This is a genomic window from Pedobacter nototheniae (genome assembly GCF_004335085.1).
GTDB classification, from domain to species: domain Bacteria; phylum Bacteroidota; class Bacteroidia; order Sphingobacteriales; family Sphingobacteriaceae; genus Pedobacter; species Pedobacter nototheniae.
The window spans coordinates 69,247-88,525 of record NZ_RQRS01000013.1; the positions used below are offsets into that span (position 1 = coordinate 69,247).

The following is a 19,279-nucleotide window of genomic DNA, read 5'->3' on the forward strand; positions in this document are numbered from 1 at the left end:
ACTTTCTAATTCTATTTTAATTTGTTATTTATTAATTGCGTATGTAAAATTTATAGTTGCAGAACGGCCTAAAATATTAGAAACAGAGCAATATTTATCAAACGTCATTTGTAATGCCCGTTGCACTTTAGCTTCGCTCACATCTCCATATAAATCGAAATTAATGTTAATTACATCAAAAATTGGAGGCATTTCTTCGTCCTTTCTTGTAGCCTTAATATTAATTTTAATATCGTTTAAAGGTTCCTTTTGCTTGGTTAAAACATTTACCACATCAATACCACTACAACCGCCTAAGCCAATTAATAGCATTTCCATTGGTCTAAAACCCTTGCCCTCGCCACCTATGGCAGGTTTTCCATCTAATTGTACAGTAAAACCACTTTCGTTTTCTGCTTCAAAATTAAATTTACCGCTTTTGCGGATGAGATTTATTTCCATTTTAATAGTATCATGTATCGAGCATCAAGACCTAAACCTTTTAACCCTCTACCTTAATTTAAATATTATAATATACAATGTTATTTTTTTCCAGTTCGGGCAGTTTAACCGGTTGGTTAAATATAGCAAACACCGATGAACCGCTGCCACTCATTAGAGCGAATGTAGCGCCTGCATCGTATAAACTGGTTTTTATTTGACGAATTTGGGGATACTTATCGAATACCGATTGCTCGAAATCGTTGGTAACCTTATATTTCCATGTTGTTAGGGGCAAATGTATGATTTCTTTGAGGGATTGCAAAGGCTTTTTGGCAATTATACCTGCATAAGCATCAGCAGTGCTAACATGGACGGGTGGTTTTACTAAAACAAGATAATAGGATGACAAATCTATCTCCAGATTTTCAAATTCATCACCTTTACCAAAAGCATAAACAGGCTTATTTTCGATAAAAAAAGCACAGTCTGCACCCAGTTGCCTGCAATACTCCTGCATTTGCTCGATAGATAACCCTAAATTAAATTTATCGTTAACCAGTTTAATCAAAAAGGCAGCATCAGCAGAGCCACCGCCCAAGCCTGCCCCCACAGGGATATTTTTTAAGAGTATAATTTGCTGGTGAGGAATTTCAAAATCTTTTCTCAATAATTCAAAAGCCTTTAAACATATATTATCTGTAGCATCGCCAGGCACATCAATACCTTTAATTATGCAGCTGGTTTCTTTAGCATCTATAATTTCAACAGCATCTTTAACTTGTATTGGATAAAAAACAGTTTCTAAATTGTGGTAACCATCTTTACGCTTTTCGGTAATGTTTAAGCCTAAATTTATTTTTGCGTTTGGAAAAGATAACATTTTAAGTTGTGAATTGTGAGTCTTAAAGTTCAGCATTCAATTAAATAATCGCCAACTTCATATGCAAACATACAAAATGTAAATTCTTCGCAATCGTTAGCCTTGTTTAAAAAATTAAGATTGTCGAAAACTATTAAAGGCAAGACATTATAAATTTTAGATATTTGTAAATTATCAAACGAGAATGAAACAATATTTAGATTTAATGCAGCACGTGCTGGATAACGGCGCACAAAAACACGATAGAACAGGCACTGGAACCATTAGCGTTTTTGGCTATCAAATGCGTTTCAACCTACAGGAAGGTTTCCCTATGGTAACAACGAAAAAGTTGCACCTAAAATCTATTATTCATGAGTTAATTTGGTTTTTAACTGGCGATACCAACATTAAATACTTAAAAGATAATGGCGTTCGTATTTGGGATGAATGGGCTGATGCTAATGGAAATTTAGGCCCGGTTTACGGTTCGCAATGGAGAAGCTGGCCAACACCCGATGGAAAACATATAGACCAGATTACCAACATCATCAACACCATAAAAAATAACCCCGATTCTCGTAGAATTATAGTTTCTGCATGGAATGTTGCCGAAATTGAAAGCATGGCTCTACCTCCTTGTCATGCATTTTTTCAGTTTTATGTTGCCGATGGAAAGTTAAGTTGTCAGTTGTACCAACGCAGCGCTGATATATTTTTGGGTGTTCCCTTTAATATTGCCTCTTATGCCCTGTTAACTATGATGGTGGCACAAGTTTGCGGCTTAGAAGCTGGCGATTTCATCCACACGCTAGGTGATGCTCATTTATATAACAACCATATTGAGCAAGCAAATCTTCAGTTAAGTCGTGAGCCGAAACCTTTGCCAACCATGAAAATTAATCCAGAGGTAAAAAGCATCTTTGATTTTAAGTTCGAAGATTTCACACTCGAAAATTATGAGGCCCATCCACATATAAAAGGTATTGTAGCCGTATAAATAGTTGCTCATTAGCCATTAGTTCATTGGTTTGGATGCAAATTTGTATCCCCATTTTTTTTAATCATCCCTTGATTTTAATTCACATAATAAAAAGAAGAATGAATTATAAATTAGAGGATTTAGAAGTCTATAACTTATCAGAGTCAATTTCGGATAAAATTTGGGTTATTGTTATGAAATGGGATTACTTTGCAAAAGATACAATTGGAAAGCAGTTGTGCAGAGCTGCTGATTCCATTAGTGCAAATATTGCAGAAGGATATGGTCGATATCATTTTAAAGAAAATAAAAACTTTTGCTATTATAGCCGCGGTTCAATTTTAGAAGTAAAATCATTTCTTAGGAAATCAAAAAACAGAAATTTAATAACTGAGGACCGTTATTCTGAACTTTATATTGAATTAGAAACCATTCATTTAAAGCTTAATGCCTATATAAAGTATATTGGAAAAAATTTAATCAAATCTTAATTCATTAATAAATTGCATACTTTTTTAACATTGCTACTAAGGCACAATGCAAAGTACTAATAAACAAATGACCAATGACTATTGAACAAAAACTTCCTTTCCTTTCCATTGCAGTTGCTGTTGGCGAAAATTTCGCCATTGGTAAAAACAATCAGCTATTATGGCATATGCCCGCTGATTTAAAATTCTTTAAGCAAACTACCAGTGGCCATACGGTTATTATGGGGCGCAAAACCTTCGATTCAGTTGGTAAACCGTTACCAAACCGAAGAAATATTGTAATTACCCGTGATAAAACTTTAAAAATTGATGGCGTAGAAGTAGTAAATAGCCTTGATGATGCTTTATCTATGAGCAAGAATGAAGAAAAGGATGTATTTATTGTTGGCGGAGCTGAAATTTACAGACAAGCCTTACCTAAAACAAATACTTTATTTTTAACAACAATCCACCATAATTTTGAGGCTGATACATTTTTTCCTGAAATTGATAAAAGTGAATGGAAATTAGTGAGTAGTGAACAACATAAAGCCGACGAGAAAAACAAATACGATTATACTTTTGAGGTTTTTGAACGAAAATAGATCATTTAAATCTGTAAGTATTTCGTTGGTAACGGCTGTCTAAGCCATCTAAACCCGATATTCGTGGATGCCGATTTTTCTTCGGCAGAAACATTAGCGGGGCCAAACTGAAGCTAAAAGCTACTACACCTGTTTTTCAAATAAAATAAGCAGAAACACTCCATTTTTGAAAAACATTAGTGTAACGGAAGCGATGATAATTGCTCCATAAAAATTAATCTTAATAAATTATCAATTAAGGGGTTCTATAATTTAAAAATTTAATTAGATTTGCCGACTTGTTAAAAAACAGCGAAAGACAAATTATTTTAAACAAACAATGCAAGGAAAAGGTTTTATTAAGTTTATAGCGATAGTATTGGCTATCGTTTGTGCGTACGCACTTTCCTTTACTCTGGTATCTTCCAGTGTAGAGAAAGATGCTAAAAACTATGCTAAAGGGGATATGGCCAAAGAAAAGGCATATCTGGATTCGATGAGCACAGTTAAGGTTTATCCTTTATTAGGCTTCACTTATCAAGAAGTTAAATCCAAAGAGATCAACTTAGGTTTAGACTTAAAAGGTGGTATGAACGTAACGATGGAGATATCGTTATCAGAATTAGTTAAATCTTTAGCGGGCAACCCTACTGATGCTAATTTTAACAAAGCATTGCAAAATGCACAAACCCAACTTAACGCTGGTGGTAAAGATTACATCAAATTATTTATTAATGAATTTGAGAAATTAAGCCCAGGTGTAAAACTTGCAGATTACTTTTCTAATCAGGATAACGCTACTCAGTTAAAATCCACAGCAAGCAATGGTGAAGTTCAATCTTTCTTAGAGAAAGAAGCAACAAGTGCTATCGATCGTTCATTCTACATCTTACGTTCACGTATTGATGGTTTTGGTGTGGTAAGTCCTAACATGCAAAAGCAAGAAGGTAGCAACCGTATCTTAATCGAGATGCCAGGTGTACAGGATAAAGATCGTATTTCTAAATTACTTCAAGGTTCTGCCGAATTACAATTCTGGCAAGTATATCAAATACAGGAAGTTCTTCCGGTATTAGAAGGAATTAACAAAACTTTAGCCGCTACTTTAAAAGATACTAAAACTGCTGCTAAAGATACAACCGCTGCGGCTCCGGCTGCTGGTGGTAAGTTAGCTGGTTTAGAAAAAGCAGCAACTAAAGATTCAACCGATAAAGGTGGTAAACTTGCTGGCTTAGGTAAAAAAGATTCTACTGCTGTTAAAGCAGAATTAGCAAAATCTAACCCATTATTCTCTGTATTAAGTGTTCCTACTTATACTGCAGAAAACGGACAACAACAATTACGTCCAGGACCAATTGTTGGTTGGGTTGCTCAAAAAGATACTGCTAAAGTAAATGCATACTTCAAAATTCCAGAGGTTGCTGCATCTATTCCTTCTACTATGAAGTTTATGTGGAGCGTTAAACCAATGGAAAACACTAAAGTTTTCGAACTTTATGCTATTAAAGCAGTTAATGCTGATGGCAAGCCAGATTTAGGCGGTGAGGCAATTAGCGATTCTCGTAATGACTTTGATCAAAAAGGTAAACCAGAAGTAACCATGTACATGACCAGCGAAGGTGCTGCAAAATGGAAAAAAATTACTGCTGAAGCTTCTGCTGATCGAAATAACTTAAAAGCAATTGCCATTGTATTGGATAACGCAGTATATTCTGCACCAACAGTACAAAACGAAATTCCTAACGGTGTTTCTTCAATTACCGGTAACTTTACTCAAAACGATACTAAAGATTTATCAAACATCTTAAAAGCTGGTAAATTACCTGCTCCTGCTCGTATTGCTGGAAGCTTTGTAGTTGGACCAACTTTAGGTGCACAAGCAATTCACGATGGTTTAATTTCATTTGTAATTGCATTTATTGTAATCTTAGTTTTCATGGCGTTATATTATCACCGTGCAGGCTGGGTTGCTAACTTTGCATTGTTATTAAACTTATTCTTCATCATTGGTATTTTAGTATCATTAGGTGCAGTTTTAACATTGCCTGGTATTGCTGGTATCGTATTAACCATAGGTTTATCTGTTGATGCAAACATCCTGATCTTTGAGCGTGTGCGTGAAGAACTTGCCCATGGCAAAAGTACTTCTGCAGCAATTAAAGAAGGTTTTAAACATGCAATGCCTTCAATCATTGACTCAAACGTTACCTTATTTATTTTAGGTGCTATCCTTTATGCTTTCGGTAGTGGCCCGGTTCAAGGTTTCGCAACTACATTATGTATTGGTATCCTTTCTTCATTATTTGCTGCTGTAGCTATTTCGAGAGTAGTTTTCGAATCGTTGTTAAACCGCAAAATTGAAGTTAGCTTCGATAACAGCATCACTCGTAACGCATTCAAAAATATCAGCTTCAACTTTGTTGGTCGTCGTAAAATCTATTATGTAATCTCTACCATCATTATTCTTGCTGGTATTGGAATGTACTTCAAAAACGGTGGTTTAAACTTAGGTGTTGATTTTAAAGGTGGTAGAACTTACTTAGTTCACTTTGATAAAGCTGTTAATACTGAAGATTTAAAATCTAAGTTAAACCCGGTATTCGGTAACGAAACGCCAGAAGTTAAAACTGCAGGTGAAGATAGCCAGGTTAAAATTACTACAACTTTCCATATTGAAGATCAAGATGTTAAAACTGATAAAGTTGTAGAAGATGCTTTAAATAAAGGTTTATCAGGTTCTAAATATGAAATTGTAAGCTCGCAAAAAGTTACTCCAATTATCGCTAGTGATATTGTAAACGGTGCTTTCTATGCAGTATTGATCTCATGTTTATTCATGTTTATCTATATCGTAGTACGATTCAAAAAATGGCAATATGGTTTAGGTGCGGTAATCGCATTATTCCATGATGTATTAATGGTACTTTCATTCTATACTATTTTGGATGGTATTATGCCATTCTCACTAGAAATTGGTCAGGATTTCATCGCAGCAATTTTAACAGTAATGGGTTACACCATGACGGAGACAGTTGTTGTGTTTGACCGTATCCGTGAGAAATTAAAAGAATCTGGTAAAGAAGATTTACATGGTGAAGAGCGTAACAACTTAATCAACTTCGCGTTGAACAGTACATTAAGTCGTACTATTTTAACATCATTAACTGTATTCTTCGTGTTATTGGTAATCTTTATTTTCGGTGGCGATAGCATCCGCGGATTTATTTTCGCCTTGTTAATCGGTCGTATCATCGGTACATATTCATCATTATGTATCTCTACTCCTATTGTAATTGATTTGGGTAGTTCAGCTGAGAAGAAATAAATTTCAATCATATTCAAACTAAAGGGCATCTTAAAAAGATGCCCTTTTTTGTTTTATAGCAAATCTTAATCTACATTCGGGGAAAGATTATAGGGCCGTATGCAAAATATTGTTTATAGAGCATTGAGATTGGATGAAATAAATAAAATTGCTGAAATTGATCGTGCCGAAGAAATCCATGAATCTTATCGGTACGAAAATGGAATACTCCGCCTCTATCCCACTCCAGAAATTGTTGAGGCTTTCGAGCCAACAGAAATTAGTACCATCATTCAAAATCAAATTCAACTTAAAACGCATGGTGGAGAAATTATTGGCGCCTTTATAAATAATACTCTAGTTGGTGTAAGTTCAGTAGAAAATAAAAGAAGAGGGCAAAAAAACCAATATTGCAAAATGGATATTTTGTATGTAAGCAATAGTTGTAGAGGAAATAAAATCGGTCATAATTTAGTTCTAAAAATCAAAGAAATCGCAAAAAAATTCGGTGCTAAAAAACTTTATATTTCTGCCACCCCCACCAAAGCAACAGTTGATTTTTATTTAAAAGAAGGCGCAAATCTCACTGAAAATATCGATAAGGAATTACTAAAGATGGAACCATTAGATATACATCTTGAGCTTGATGTATAACTCGTCAGCATCTAATCTAACCATCAAAATAAAATATAATTTTACTTTCATATTTTTATTAAAATCAAACTATTCTGTCCATCCCACGTTCTGCTTAAGCGCATAATTATTTTACATTTGTATATATAAAACCCAAAATAATGGATTTAGAACTTCCTAAAAGTGAATACCCTAGAGTAGTGATTGTTGGTGGCGGTTTTGGTGGTATTGAGTTAGCAAAAAGATTAAAAAATAAACCTTTTCAGGTGGTTATGTTGGATAAACATAATTACCATACTTTTCAACCCTTACTTTATCAAGTTGCTACAGGAGGTTTAGAACCTGATTCTATTGCTTTTCCAATTAGAAAGATTTTTAAAGGACAGAAAAACTTAATTTTCAGGGTTACAAAAGTTAATGAAATTAACTCTGCAGATAACAGTATTTTAACAGATATAGGTCGTATTACTTACGATTATTTAGTGCTTGCAACAGGATCTACCAGCAACTTTTTTGGCAATCAGGAAATAGAAGATAATTCTATGCCAATGAAATCCATACCAGAAGCGCTGGATTTAAGAAGTTTAATTTTGCAAAACTTTGAAAAATCATTGATAGAAACCAATCCTGATAAAAAAACTGCTCTATTAAACTTTGTAGTTGTAGGTGGCGGACCAACAGGCGTTGAAACTTCTGGAGCCATTGCGGAACTTAAAAAACACGTTATTCCAAACGACTATCCTGAATTAGATTTAAGTAAGGTTAATATTTATTTGATAGAAAACTCTCCAGAACTTTTAGGCGTAATGTCGCCACAGGCGCAAAAGAAATCAAAAGATTTCTTGCTCGAAATGGGCGTTAATGTGATGAATAGTACCCGTGTTTTGGGTTACGATGGACAAACACTCACGCTACAGGATAAACCATCTGTACTTGCATCTACCGTAATTTGGAGTGCTGGCGTTAAAGGTCAGGTTATTCCAGGATTGGATAAAGCAGAAATTGTAAGAGGTGGAAGATTAAAAACCGATACGCAGAATTTAATTTCTGGTTATCCTAATATTTATGCCATTGGCGATGTTGCCGCTATTATTGATGAGGAAACTCCTAATGGTCATCCTGGAGTTGCTCCTGCAGCAATTCAACAAGGGCATCAATTGGCTAAAAACCTAATTAATATTAAAGAAAATAAACCTCTGGAGAAATTTAAATACTTTGATAAAGGTTCAATGGCTACAGTTGGTAGAAATAAAGCCGTTGTAGATTTAGGTAAAATCCGTTTCCAAGGGGTATTTGCCTGGTTTACCTGGATGTTTGTTCACCTTATGACTTTGGTTGGTTTCAGAAATAAAATTATTGTATTTGTAAATTGGCTTTGGTGCTATTTTAGTTATGATAGAGGCGCAAGGCTGATTATTAGAACCTTTGCAAAAGATAGAAGTATAGATTATCGTACAGATGTACCACAAGTTGAAGAAGTTAAAAAAGTTTGATCTCAAAATTTATAAATGACTTATAAAACATTAACGCCGAATAAAAAAATTGCCCTTGTTGCACACGATAACCGTAAGGACGACTTGTTAAATTGGGTAACTACAAACCGCGATGCCTTTGCCGGGCATGAGTTGCTGGCTACTGGCACCACAGGTAAATTAATTGAAGAACGCTTAAATTTACCTGTCAGAAAGTTGTTAAGTGGCCCATTAGGTGGCGATCAACAAATTGGTGCCTTAATTGCGCAAGGAGAAATTGATGTTCTAATCTTTTTCTGGGATCCTATGGAGGCGCAACCACACGATCCTGATGTTAAAGCATTATTACGTATTGGCATTGTATGGAATATACCAATGGCTTGTGATGTGGCAACAGCCGATTTTTTAATATCTTCGCCATATATGCTGGGTAATTATCAGGTAGCACTAACGGATTACGATGCATATAAAAACAGAACTTTATAAGAAATTCTCAACCAAATGAGCCAGAATCCATTCAAATTAATCGAATGCCCACGTGATGCAATGCAAGGTCTGCATAATTTTATTCCGACAGAGCTTAAATCTAAATACTTAAACCTTCTATTGGAAGTAGGCTTTAACACACTCGATTTTGGCAGTTTTGTATCGCCTAAAGCTATTCCGCAGCTGGCAGATACTAAAGAAGTGCTTGCAAACTTAAACCTAAGCTATACAACAACCAAGTTGTTGGCTATTGTGGCTAATTTAAGGGGCGTTGAAGAGGCTGTAATGCATGAGCAGATTAATTACCTTGGTTTTCCCTTTTCTATCTCTGAAACCTTCCAGCAGCGTAATACCAACTCTAGCATTGCACAATCATTAAACACAGTTGAAGAAATGATTTCGCTTTGCGATAAAAACAACAAAACTGCCGTTGTATATTTATCGATGGGTTTTGGTAATCCTTATGGTGATGATTGGAATTATGAAATTATAGAAAAATGGGCCGATGCCTTGATAAATAAAGGCGTGCAGATTCTCTCTCTGGCCGATACTGTTGGTGTTTCTACGCCCGAAAAAATCGAAGATATTTTACCTAAGCTTATTTCGAAATTTGAAAACATTGAAATTGGCATTCATTTACACTCTACTCCTACCGAGCGTTTTGAAAAAATTGAAGCTGCTTATAATTCTGGTGTAAAACGAATTGATTCTGCATTAAAAGGTTTTGGAGGTTGCCCAATGGCAGCAGATGATCTTACCGGAAACATTGCTACAGAAGATGTAATCAGCTTTTTAAATTCAAAAGGAGAAAATTTAAACCTCAATATGGCAAAATGGAATGAAGCAATGGCTTTATCCAGTCAGATTTTTGGGTAAGATTTCTTACATCATTTTTAATGAAAATAAGGTAAGAAATCCATACAATTTACCCGTTTACTTTCTTGTACATCATTTTGCTTACAATGTTAATTACTGTTTTTCTAGGGAAAAATCTAGGAACAAATGAAGTTAAATAATTTGCAAAGCCCACAATTTTAAAGCTTTTACCTTTTAGCAAACTTTTAATTCCAGCTTCTGCTACTGTGTCTGGCAAATCGGCACTCATTCCTTGTGTATTTGCTTTTGCAATACTTTGAAAACCAGTACTTGTATTACCAGGGCAAAGTGCTGTAATTGTTAAGCCTTTTTTATGGTATTCTCCATACAATGCCTCAGAAAATGCTAAAACAAATGATTTACTTGCACAATAAACACCCACATAAGGGCAAGGCTGTAAAGCACCAGTGGAAGCCACATTGATAATGCCTCCCGACCCTTTTTTAAGCATAGCAGGAATAAATAGGTGTGTTAATTTAACTACTGCATTTATATTTAGCTCTAACATATCATCGTACTCCTCTATAGTTTCATCTAAAAAATTAGTCCATTTACCATAACCAGCGTTGTTGATTAGTAAATCAATAGTTAAACCCGAATTCAAAATTTGATTATAGAGTTGCTGAGGTGCTTCTTTTTTGCTTAAATCTGCAGTAAAAACATAAACTTTCGCTTTATATAAAGTATTCAATTTTAGCGCTAATTCCTTCAAGTTATCTTCTCTTCTGGCTGTTAACACTAAAATCGCACCCATTTCTGCCAATTTATAGGCAAAAGCTTTGCCAATCCCTGATGATGCTCCTGTAACTAAAGCTACTTTTCCATTTATACTTTTCATCTTTAAAATTTTATGATTTTGAAGAAGTAAAGTTCAATAGATAAGGCCGAGAAACACTGAACAAATGTTAAGAAAGCGTTGCTATCTTTTTTCTAATGCGACTTAAAGATTGTGGTTCAATACCCAGATAGGATGCAATATATTGCAAGGGTACATTCTGAATAATTTCAGGGTAGTTTTGCATTAAGTTATAATAACGCTCATCTGCTGTGCACGTTATCATCTCCTGAGTTCTTTGTTCGTTGTATAACAATGATTTTTCGTAGATGATTTTACTAAAAGTTTCCCAATTGGCACTTTTTTGATAAAGAATATCAAGGTTGTTTCTGCTGATTTTTAATAATTCGCAATCGGTAATGCATTTTACATTATCCTTAGAGGTTTTACAGTTTAAAAAGCTGTTAAATGAGGTAATAAATCCAGGCGGACAGTTGATATGACTAGTTATTTCATTGCCATTTTGATAATGGAAAACACGTACAAAGCCATCATTTATGAAATATAAATTTCCTGGAATTTTATCTTCATACTCCAGGAAATCATTTTTTTTATACTTAACGGGTTTAAATAAAATCTTTACTAAATCAATATCCTCCTCATTAATTTTTACATGAGCAGAAATCAGATTTAAAAGTTTATCATAAGCCATAAATTATAGTTTAAGCTGTAATCAAACTTTCTTCACCATTTTAAAATGTTGTATTCCTGCTTCTTCAAATTGTTCGCCCTCGGCAACAAACCCAAATTTAGCATATAAGCTCATTGCATCAAGTTGAGAATTTAAATAAATATAATGTGCATCTTCAGGCAAATCAGAAAGAGCTTCGGCAATTAAAGCACGTCCAACTCCCATACCTCTAAATTCTTTAAGCACCGCAAATCGTTCTAGTTTGTAGCCTGCATCGGTTTTTCGCCACCTACAAGCACCGCACGGCTGTCCATTTTGTGTAGCCATAAAGTGTATTGATTCCTCTTCGTGCTCCCATTCTAACTCTGGTGGGCAATTTTGTTCTTCAACAAAAACTATTTTACGGATGGCAAAAACCTTTTCTAAATCTTCAGGGTGATTTACCTTTTGAACCAGCAAACTCATTATTTTATTTTTTAAAATGTTTATTCTTTTCTAATTTTAATTCATTCAGTTCTGTTGCTACATCAATTGAATGCGAACAGTGAATATCGGCTTCTTTTTTGGCTAATGCAGACAGCGTAACGTAAAATTTATGTAATTGATCCAGTTCTTTTTCTGTTAAATCTTCAATATCCACCATTCGGTTACTCGCCCTTTCATGAGCAGCTATTAATTCGTTTAATTTAAGTTGAATAGCCTTACCATCTTTATTTTGTGCCTTTTGAATTAAAAACACCATTAAAAAAGTGATAATTGTTGTGCCCGTATTAATAACCAGTTGCCAGGTTTCAGAATAATTAAAAATAGGACCACTTATGGCCCAGATTACAACAATTGCTGTTGCAGCTATAAATGCAGCCGAGCTACCGGTAAACTTTGTTGCTGCATCAGAAAACCGCTCAAAAAAGCTATTCTTCTTGGTGTCTTTAGATCTCCTCATTATTTTTTGTTTGCTTAAGTATATCATTAACAAAACAAAGCGCCATAAGTTTTTATACCTATGGCGCTTTGTTTTAATTATTGAACGATTGATTTTTAAATAATTAGATCATTATTAAAAATGAATCGAATTAAAGTTTATCGTTAGCATTTAAGCAGTTTAAATCTTCGAATGCAAGTGTTAAACGTTTAACAAATGTTTCTTCAGCTTTACGCAACCAAACACGTGGATCGTAATATTTTTTATTTGGTTTATCATCGCCATCTGGATTACCAATTTGACCTTGAAGATAAGCTTCATTCTTTTTATAATATTCTAAAATACCTTCCCAAAATGCCCATTGCATATCAGTATCGATATTCATTTTAATTGCACCATAAGAAATTGCTTCTCTAATTTCTTCCTGAGAAGAACCTGAACCACCGTGGAATACGAAATTAATTGGTTTCTCTGCAGTTAAGTTAAATTTCTCTTTAACAAAATCCTGAGAATTCTTCAAAATTACTGGTTGCAACTTAACATTACCTGGTTTGTAAACACCGTGTACGTTACCAAAAGCAGCAGCAACTGTAAAACGAGGAGAAACTTTGCTCAACTCTTCGTATGCATAAGCAACTTCACTTGGTTGAGTATATAATTTTGAACTATCTACATCGCTATTGTCTACGCCATCTTCCTCACCACCTGTAACACCAAGTTCAATTTCGATAGTCATATTCATTTTAGCCATACGAGCCAAATATTTAGCAGAAATTTCCATGTTTTCTTCAATGGATTCTTCCGATAAATCAAGCATATGAGAAGAAAACAAAGGTTTTCCTGTTTCTGCGAAGAATTTTTCACCATGGTCTAAAAGGCCATCAATCCAAGGCAATAATTTTTTAGCGGCATGGTCTGTATGTAAAACCACGGCAACACCATAATGTTCTGCCAATAAATGTACATGTTTAGCTGCCGATACAGCACCTAAAATACATGCTTGTAATTTCTCATTATCTAATGATTTGCCCGCATAAAATTGAGCACCGCCATTTGATAATTGAATCATAACAGGCGAATTTACTGCCTTTGCAGTTTCTAAAACCGCGTTAACTGTATTTGTACCAGTAACGTTTACTGCCGGTAAAGCAAACTGATGTTTTTTAGCCTGCTCAAATAATTCTTGAACGGCATCTCCGTAAATTACGCCTTTATAGCCTTTTAAACTCATTTCTTGTTAATTTTATTAAGTCCGAAGTTATAAAAAAAAATAACATTTCAAGCTTTTATCACAACAGTTTTATACGTTTAATATCAAAACAAGGCGTATTTAGTGTATAAACTACATTATCCATGGTGTACTTTTTACACTAAATAGAAATACTTGACTTAAAATAATTTTTCGTTTCTTTGCAATCCGATTCTTTAAAAAATTATATGGCTTGGTTTAAAAGAGAAAATAAAGGTATCATTACCACAACTGAAGAGAAAAAAGAAGCACCTGATGGTTTGTGGAATAAATGTCCAAATTGTAAAAAACCGCTACATCAGGCAGAACTACAAGAAAACAAATACGTTTGCCACTATTGCGACTATCACTTAAGGGTAGGATCAAAAGAATATTTCGAGGTTTTATTTGACAACAATGAGTTTAAAGAGCTTTTTGCTAATTTAACTTCAGGTGATCCGCTTAACTTTAACGATAATAAACCGTACACGGAAAGAGTGGTAGAAAGTCAGGCTAAAACTGGCTTAAAAGATGCTATCCGTGCTGGTGTTGGTAAAATTGAAGGGCAAGAGCTTGTTATTGCTTGTATGGATTTTGCTTTCATTGGCGGTTCTATGGGATCAGTAGTGGGCGAAAAAATTGCCCGTTGTATTGATTACAGTATTAAACACAAAGTGCCTTTCCTAATGATTTCAAAATCAGGCGGTGCACGAATGATGGAAGCTGCATTTTCATTAATGCAAATGGCTAAAACATCAGCCAAATTAGCGTTGCTAAGTCAGGCTAAAATTCCTTACATTTCTTTATTAACCGATCCTACAACTGGCGGTGTTACGGCTTCTTATGCCATGTTGGGCGATATTAACATTGCAGAACCTGGTGCACTAATTGGTTTTGCAGGTCCACGGGTAATTAAAGAAACTATTAAGAAAGATTTACCAAAAGGTTTCCAAACTTCAGAATTTGTATTGGAACATGGTTTCCTTGATTTTATTGTAGATAGAAGAGCTATGAAAGCTAAATTGGCTTCTTTTATTAAAATGATGAACAATTAATTAGTATACTTTTTATATATTTTTAAAAAGCAGGGCTTTGGAGTGTAGGTTACTTCTTCCCTGCTTTTTTTTGTGCCGTTTTTTAAAGCAATTATTCTAATTTTAAGATGCCTCTTCTATTTTAATACTAATGGAAAGACGAAATAAGGCAGTTGCTGAAAACTAATCTCAGCTAAAAACAAACTGCTCGATTTTTAAGTTATTTAATTAATGTAGTTCAACGGTTTGACGATAAAATTAAAAAAACAGTTTTCTAAATAAATTTTCTTTACATGAAATCTATATTTTTCCTCTCCTCCATAATGCTTTTATTCATAAACTCTTTTAGTTCTATAAAACAAGATACTGAGAAGAATTATCAGGGAAAGATTGGAAAGTTTGATGTTTATGTATCTCTAAAGGTTAATGGAAATACCGTATCTGGAACTTATTTTTATAAAAGCAAGGGTATTGAAATTAAATTAACGGATGGGAAGCTTGAAAATAACCAATTTACGTGCTTTGAAACTGATTATAAAAATCAAAAAACTGCAAAGATAATTGGCACCTTAATAAATGGCGTTTTTAATGGAATATGGAAAAACTTAACCACCCAAAAAGAATTTCCAGTTAAACTACAAGTTTCTAAAACGAAGTATAGGCCATTGCCCAAGGTTATAACCGGAAATTATAGTACGAATGAAAGTGAAGGCGACAACGATTGTAAAATAAATATTAAAATAACCTTTGCTAAAGGTGAGTATCTATATCTTTTAAAAACAAAGAGTAGAGAAAAGAGCGGTAAGGTTTACTTTTCGAGAGAGAAAGACGGAAATTACATTACTTTTTTTGGTTTACCTGGCGATGAAAATCAAGGAGATTTGCAAGGTTCGCTTACTGATGGAGAAATTGCAATTCAAAATTATGGGAACTCCATGAATGAATATACTCGATTATCGGAGTGTGGCGATAAATATATTCATCTTATTAAAAAAAATTAAGCCTAATAAATTTATTTCAAGTTCAATATTGAAGTAAATTCTCCATGGAAGGTTGTTATAATTCTATACTCCAGTGCAACATTTCTATTAACTTCCAGCTAAGCATAGCTTAATTCTTAATTTAGCTTATCAATTAACTGGAAATTATGAATAAAAAATTACTATTACCCTCACTCCTTCTTTTTACCTCATCTATTGCTTTTGCTCAAACTAATAAAGTAATCGATGGAATTGTTAAAGAGGTAAATGAAAATTCTCAGCTAGAAAAACTGGCCCACGAACTTTTAGATGTCGTTGGACCACGTTTAGTGGGCAGTCCACAAATGAAACAAGCTAATGATTGGGCTGTAAAAAAGTACAGCGACTGGGGTATTTCTGCCAAGAATGAAAAATGGGGCGAATGGAGAGGATGGCAACGTGGTATTACTCATATTGATTTAATTAGCCCAAGAGTAAGATCATTAGAAGGTACTCAATTGGCCTGGAGCCCATCTACCAACGGAAAAGCCGTAAATGCAGAAGCGATCATTTTACCGGAAATTACAGATTCAATTTCTTTCCAAAAATGGTTACCAGCTGTAAAAGGAAAGTTAGTTATGATTTCGATGAACCAAATTTCTGGTCGCCCAGAAAAAAACTGGGAAGAGTTTGCAACGAAAGACTTATTTGAGAAATTTAAAAAAGAGAAAACTGAAGCCACTAAAGCTTGGGCGGCAAAAATTGCAAAAACAGGCTTAAATGCTAAAAATTTAGCCTTAGCAATAGAAAATGCTGGTGCAGCAGGCATTATCATCAACAACTGGTCGCAGGGTTTTGGTGTTGATAAAATATTTGGTGCTAATACGACTAAAATTCCTACAGTAGATTTATCTGTTGAAGACTATGGATTAGTATATCGTTTGGCTCAATATGGTTCAAAACCGACCATTAAAATTGAGGCAGAATCTAAAGAATTAGGTGTTGTACCTACCTTTAATACTATCGCTGAAATTAAAGGAAAAGAAAAACCAAATGAATATGTAATGTTATCTGCACATTTCGATTCGTGGGATGGTGCTAGTGGCGCAACCGACAATGGATCTGGAACGATTATGATGATGGAAGCATTACGCGTTTTAAAGAAATTTTATCCTAACCCAAAAAGAACTATTCTTGTTGGACATTGGGGTAGCGAAGAACAAGGCTTAAATGGATCAAGAGCCTTTGTTGAGGATCACCCAGAAATTGTAAATAATTTACAGGCCTTATTTAATCAGGATAATGGTACAGGTAGAGTGGTGAACTTATCAGGACAGGGTTATGCAAAAGCAAAAGACTTTTTAACGCGTTGGTTATCAAAGGTACCCGATACAATTAAAAATCAAATTAAAACCAGTTTCCCTGGTGCACCAGGTGGTGGCGGTTCAGACTTTGCTTCATTTGTTGCTGTTGGTGCTCCGGGTTTCTCGCTAAGTTCTACAAGCTGGGATTATGGAACATATACTTGGCATACCAATCGCGATAGTTATGACAAATTGGTTTTCGACGAAATTAGAAGTAACGTAATTTTAGCTGCCATTATGGTTTATATGGCTTGTGAAGATCCTGAGAAAACTTCAACTGAAAAGGTTACAGATTTAGGCGTAAATGAACGTACTGGAAAGCCAAATACTTGGCCTGAGCAGAAAAAAGCAACGAGAAAAGGCGGATTGTAGGTAAATTCATTCTAATCTCTAATATTAAGAGGCTTTCTTTTAAAGGAAGCCTCTTTTTTTTTGTTAATTTCGGCCTTTATTATAAACACATACACTACATGAAAACTGAAATCTGTCATTTTTGGGTTGGAAATTTTAAATCTGAAGATTTCTTTTATGAATTTTTTGAGGAAGATAAGAGGTTCTATGAGGAAGAAGCTGATGAGAATGGATATGTTTCAGAATTTTCTGCCTCCCAATCCGAAAATTGGATAGACTTTGACTTTTTAGAATGTGGTTTTGAAAACAATGCTAAACCTTTTAATGAAAAGTTTAACAAATATTCTTATTCAACGGAGTGGATGAAAACCGTGGAAAGTAGAATTAAAGAACTTAACTTAACAGACTTAAATGCCATTGCTTTTATCAACAAAAGTGAGATTGAAAGACCTGTAAATGTAAAAAGGAAGAACTTTACCTTGCATTATCTTGGCGAAATTGAGTATGAGGTTTAATATTATCGTCTCCTGCTTCTCTTCAAAAGAGGCAATGATCGGGTGAAGAAAAAAAGCATAGCAAACTCCATAAGCAGCTTATTCTTTACTTAATGCTTTATAATTTATAAGGGACAAACCACTGTTCTTCGTTAAGCTTTAATCTGACCTAACAAATTTTTGGGGTAGCAGCATCCAAGCCAAACTACTAACTTAAATACAAAAATTTTCAGCCGGTGTTTTTTGTTTCTTTTTGACACCAAAAAGAAAAGAAGCCTCCGCGGCTAGTGAATAAACAAATAACAATAATAGAAACCTATCTATTTTCAACAAGATAAAGTGAGATTACGCTATATTAACAAACTTCTACTCTTCTTTTTGCTGAAACTTATAAAACAAATATCCTAAGAAGGGTAAAATCAAAATACTGCCCAGTAAAAGTGCCAATCCCAGGCTGTAAATTGTTTTCTCTGGTCCTACGGCACTAAACAAGGAAATTGTATTACCTCCTTTTAAACGGATAAAATTAGGAAAGTGGGCATAACTTATAGCAAGCAAGATCATTGTTACCTGAAAGCCTGCTAAAAGGCGTAGAATTTTAGTTTTTCCTTTAAGCAATAAATACCAAAGTAAAACAAGAGATAAACTTGCTAAAATTACAGCAGAAAGTCCGACAGTATTTTTGAAAACCCAATCTACCAGGGGAACATTTTCTTTAATTGAAGCAATGAAAACCATTGCACCAAATATCACTGCTGCGATATTCATAAATTCGGCTTTTTTAATAAACCTTTTTTTATCCTTAATATCTTTAGTTTCTCCAATTAAGTAAATGGCGGCTAAAAAACCACAAAGTGCAACAGTAAATAAACCAACAGAAACAGAGAACCAATTTAACCAGCTGTAAACATAGGCTGAAACAAAATCAGTGGCTTGGGTATCTATATGCCCTGAAATTACGCTTCCGGCAATAATGCCGAGAAACAATGGTGTAATAAAGCTAGAATAAACAAATATCTTGTTGTACACCTCTTGCATATTATCATGAACGGCATCATAATGACGAAATACAAAAGCGGTACCTCGGGCTATAATTCCTACAAGCATAATAAGCAGCGGAATATGAAGATAAACTGACATGGTGGTGTAAATGTGTGGAAAGCCTACAAAAAGAATTACAATGGCAATAATTAGCCACATGTGATTAGCTTCCCAAACTGGACCAATGGCTTGATACATGGTTTTACGTGTTTTGCTTCTATTTTTTGTAGAGGTAAACAGTTCAATAATACCTGCACCGAAATCGGCACCGCCAAGTAAAAAGTATAACAATATACCCAAACATAAAAAGGTGATTACAACGTATTCCATA

At 34.5% G+C, this 19,279-nt stretch carries 20 protein-coding genes; 12 read left to right on the forward strand and 8 right to left on the reverse strand.

Features of this window, described 5'->3' with window-relative positions; translation table 11 throughout:
- Positions 1 to 24: 24 nt before the first annotated feature.
- The gene (locus tag EHC72_RS12775) at positions 25 to 441 is read right to left on the reverse strand and encodes an OsmC family protein (protein WP_131538096.1); all 417 of its coding nucleotides are present in this window, start codon (positions 439 to 441) and stop codon (positions 25 to 27) included.
- A 58-nt stretch (positions 442 to 499) separates the two neighbouring features.
- Positions 500 to 1,303 (reverse strand): 4-(cytidine 5'-diphospho)-2-C-methyl-D-erythritol kinase, encoded by an 804-nt coding sequence (gene ispE, locus EHC72_RS12780; protein ID WP_131538097.1) that lies wholly within the window; start codon positions 1,301 to 1,303, stop codon positions 500 to 502.
- A 184-nt stretch (positions 1,304 to 1,487) separates the two neighbouring features.
- Between ispE and EHC72_RS12785 the strand changes: the two genes are divergently transcribed.
- The 8 genes from EHC72_RS12785 to EHC72_RS12820 all read left to right on the forward strand — a co-directional run bounded on the left by EHC72_RS12785 (position 1,488) and on the right by EHC72_RS12820 (position 10,089).
- Positions 1,488 to 2,282: a thymidylate synthase gene (locus EHC72_RS12785; protein WP_131538098.1), complete on the forward strand. Its 795-nt coding sequence runs from the start codon at positions 1,488 to 1,490 to the stop codon at positions 2,280 to 2,282.
- A 101-nt stretch (positions 2,283 to 2,383) separates the two neighbouring features.
- A complete protein-coding gene (locus tag EHC72_RS12790; protein WP_170311729.1) occupies positions 2,384 to 2,755 on the forward strand; it encodes a four helix bundle protein in 372 nt (123 codons plus the stop codon).
- A gap of 74 nt (positions 2,756 to 2,829) precedes the next feature.
- The gene (locus tag EHC72_RS12795) at positions 2,830 to 3,339 is read left to right on the forward strand and encodes a dihydrofolate reductase (protein ID WP_131538100.1); all 510 of its coding nucleotides are present in this window, start codon (positions 2,830 to 2,832) and stop codon (positions 3,337 to 3,339) included.
- A 319-nt stretch (positions 3,340 to 3,658) separates the two neighbouring features.
- Positions 3,659 to 6,643 carry a protein translocase subunit SecDF gene (secDF, locus tag EHC72_RS12800; RefSeq protein ID WP_131538101.1) on the forward strand — a complete coding sequence of 995 codons (2,985 nt, stop codon included), beginning with the start codon at positions 3,659 to 3,661 and terminating at the stop codon, positions 6,641 to 6,643.
- A gap of 99 nt (positions 6,644 to 6,742) precedes the next feature.
- Positions 6,743 to 7,276: a GNAT family N-acetyltransferase gene (locus EHC72_RS12805; RefSeq protein WP_131538102.1), complete on the forward strand. Its 534-nt coding sequence runs from the start codon at positions 6,743 to 6,745 to the stop codon at positions 7,274 to 7,276.
- A 140-nt stretch (positions 7,277 to 7,416) separates the two neighbouring features.
- Positions 7,417 to 8,748 (forward strand): NAD(P)/FAD-dependent oxidoreductase, encoded by a 1,332-nt coding sequence (locus tag EHC72_RS12810; protein ID WP_131538103.1) that lies wholly within the window; start codon positions 7,417 to 7,419, stop codon positions 8,746 to 8,748.
- Between the two features lie 15 nt (positions 8,749 to 8,763).
- A complete protein-coding gene (locus EHC72_RS12815) occupies positions 8,764 to 9,213 on the forward strand; it encodes a methylglyoxal synthase (RefSeq protein WP_131538104.1) in 450 nt (149 codons plus the stop codon).
- Positions 9,214 to 9,228: 15 nt separating this feature from the next.
- Positions 9,229 to 10,089, forward strand: a complete 861-nt coding sequence (locus EHC72_RS12820) for a hydroxymethylglutaryl-CoA lyase (RefSeq protein WP_131538105.1) — start codon at positions 9,229 to 9,231, stop codon at positions 10,087 to 10,089.
- Positions 10,090 to 10,138: 49 nt separating this feature from the next.
- On the opposite strand, the gene EHC72_RS12825 is transcribed toward EHC72_RS12820, so the two are convergent.
- The 5 genes from EHC72_RS12825 to fbaA form a co-directional block, all read right to left on the reverse strand.
- Positions 10,139 to 10,927, reverse strand: coding sequence for an SDR family NAD(P)-dependent oxidoreductase (locus tag EHC72_RS12825; protein ID WP_131538106.1), 789 nt, complete (start codon positions 10,925 to 10,927; stop codon positions 10,139 to 10,141).
- A 67-nt stretch (positions 10,928 to 10,994) separates the two neighbouring features.
- Entirely contained in the window at positions 10,995 to 11,576 is a 582-nt protein-coding gene (locus tag EHC72_RS12830; RefSeq protein WP_131538107.1) for a Crp/Fnr family transcriptional regulator, read from the reverse strand.
- Between the two features lie 21 nt (positions 11,577 to 11,597).
- Positions 11,598 to 12,020, reverse strand: a complete 423-nt coding sequence (locus tag EHC72_RS12835) for a GNAT family N-acetyltransferase (RefSeq protein WP_131538108.1) — start codon at positions 12,018 to 12,020, stop codon at positions 11,598 to 11,600.
- A gap of 4 nt (positions 12,021 to 12,024) precedes the next feature.
- Positions 12,025 to 12,498: a low affinity iron permease family protein gene (locus EHC72_RS12840; RefSeq protein ID WP_131538109.1), complete on the reverse strand. Its 474-nt coding sequence runs from the start codon at positions 12,496 to 12,498 to the stop codon at positions 12,025 to 12,027.
- Positions 12,499 to 12,628: 130 nt separating this feature from the next.
- Positions 12,629 to 13,708 carry a class II fructose-bisphosphate aldolase gene (gene fbaA, locus EHC72_RS12845; protein ID WP_131538110.1) on the reverse strand — a complete coding sequence of 360 codons (1,080 nt, stop codon included), beginning with the start codon at positions 13,706 to 13,708 and terminating at the stop codon, positions 12,629 to 12,631.
- Between the two features lie 206 nt (positions 13,709 to 13,914).
- Between fbaA and accD the strand changes: the two genes are divergently transcribed.
- From accD to EHC72_RS12865, 4 genes are all read left to right on the forward strand, one after another.
- Positions 13,915 to 14,760, forward strand: a complete 846-nt coding sequence (gene accD, locus EHC72_RS12850; protein ID WP_131538111.1) for an acetyl-CoA carboxylase, carboxyltransferase subunit beta — start codon at positions 13,915 to 13,917, stop codon at positions 14,758 to 14,760.
- A 272-nt stretch (positions 14,761 to 15,032) separates the two neighbouring features.
- A complete protein-coding gene (locus EHC72_RS12855) occupies positions 15,033 to 15,740 on the forward strand; it encodes a hypothetical protein (protein ID WP_131538112.1) in 708 nt (235 codons plus the stop codon).
- Between the two features lie 146 nt (positions 15,741 to 15,886).
- Entirely contained in the window at positions 15,887 to 17,434 is a 1,548-nt protein-coding gene (locus EHC72_RS12860; protein WP_131538113.1) for a M20/M25/M40 family metallo-hydrolase, read from the forward strand.
- Positions 17,435 to 17,532: 98 nt separating this feature from the next.
- A complete protein-coding gene (locus EHC72_RS12865; protein WP_131538114.1) occupies positions 17,533 to 17,928 on the forward strand; it encodes an immunity 22 family protein in 396 nt (131 codons plus the stop codon).
- Between the two features lie 345 nt (positions 17,929 to 18,273).
- Here EHC72_RS12865 and EHC72_RS12870 read toward each other — a convergent pair whose 3' ends face one another.
- Complete coding sequence (locus tag EHC72_RS12870) at positions 18,274 to 19,278, reverse strand: cytochrome d ubiquinol oxidase subunit II (protein ID WP_131538115.1); 1,005 nt, start codon at positions 19,276 to 19,278, stop codon at positions 18,274 to 18,276.
- Position 19,279: the final 1 nt, after the last annotated feature.

Bases quoted from the DNA above. Each gene is read 5' to 3' on its own strand.
- EHC72_RS12805 (WP_131538102.1), top strand. From the start codon at position 6,743: ATGCAAAATATTGTTTATAGAGCATTGAGATTGGATGAAATAAATAAA.
- EHC72_RS12860 (WP_131538113.1), top strand. From the start codon at position 15,887: ATGAATAAAAAATTACTATTACCCTCACTCCTTCTTTTTACCTCATCT.
- EHC72_RS12870 (WP_131538115.1), bottom strand. From the start codon at position 19,278: ATGGAATACGTTGTAATCACCTTTTTATGTTTGGGTATATTGTTATAC.
- EHC72_RS12820 (WP_131538105.1), top strand. From the start codon at position 9,229: ATGAGCCAGAATCCATTCAAATTAATCGAATGCCCACGTGATGCAATG.
- fbaA (WP_131538110.1), bottom strand. From the start codon at position 13,708: ATGAGTTTAAAAGGCTATAAAGGCGTAATTTACGGAGATGCCGTTCAA.
- accD (WP_131538111.1), top strand. From the start codon at position 13,915: ATGGCTTGGTTTAAAAGAGAAAATAAAGGTATCATTACCACAACTGAA.
- EHC72_RS12815 (WP_131538104.1), top strand. From the start codon at position 8,764: ATGACTTATAAAACATTAACGCCGAATAAAAAAATTGCCCTTGTTGCA.
- EHC72_RS12840 (WP_131538109.1), bottom strand. From the start codon at position 12,498: ATGAGGAGATCTAAAGACACCAAGAAGAATAGCTTTTTTGAGCGGTTT.
- EHC72_RS12830 (WP_131538107.1), bottom strand. From the start codon at position 11,576: ATGGCTTATGATAAACTTTTAAATCTGATTTCTGCTCATGTAAAAATT.
- EHC72_RS12795 (WP_131538100.1), top strand. From the start codon at position 2,830: ATGACTATTGAACAAAAACTTCCTTTCCTTTCCATTGCAGTTGCTGTT.
- ispE (WP_131538097.1), bottom strand. From the start codon at position 1,303: ATGTTATCTTTTCCAAACGCAAAAATAAATTTAGGCTTAAACATTACC.
- EHC72_RS12785 (WP_131538098.1), top strand. From the start codon at position 1,488: ATGAAACAATATTTAGATTTAATGCAGCACGTGCTGGATAACGGCGCA.
- EHC72_RS12855 (WP_131538112.1), top strand. From the start codon at position 15,033: ATGAAATCTATATTTTTCCTCTCCTCCATAATGCTTTTATTCATAAAC.
- secDF (WP_131538101.1), top strand. From the start codon at position 3,659: ATGCAAGGAAAAGGTTTTATTAAGTTTATAGCGATAGTATTGGCTATC.
- EHC72_RS12865 (WP_131538114.1), top strand. From the start codon at position 17,533: ATGAAAACTGAAATCTGTCATTTTTGGGTTGGAAATTTTAAATCTGAA.
- EHC72_RS12775 (WP_131538096.1), bottom strand. From the start codon at position 441: ATGGAAATAAATCTCATCCGCAAAAGCGGTAAATTTAATTTTGAAGCA.
- EHC72_RS12810 (WP_131538103.1), top strand. From the start codon at position 7,417: ATGGATTTAGAACTTCCTAAAAGTGAATACCCTAGAGTAGTGATTGTT.
- EHC72_RS12825 (WP_131538106.1), bottom strand. From the start codon at position 10,927: ATGAAAAGTATAAATGGAAAAGTAGCTTTAGTTACAGGAGCATCATCA.
- EHC72_RS12835 (WP_131538108.1), bottom strand. From the start codon at position 12,020: ATGAGTTTGCTGGTTCAAAAGGTAAATCACCCTGAAGATTTAGAAAAG.
- EHC72_RS12790 (WP_170311729.1), top strand. From the start codon at position 2,384: ATGAATTATAAATTAGAGGATTTAGAAGTCTATAACTTATCAGAGTCA.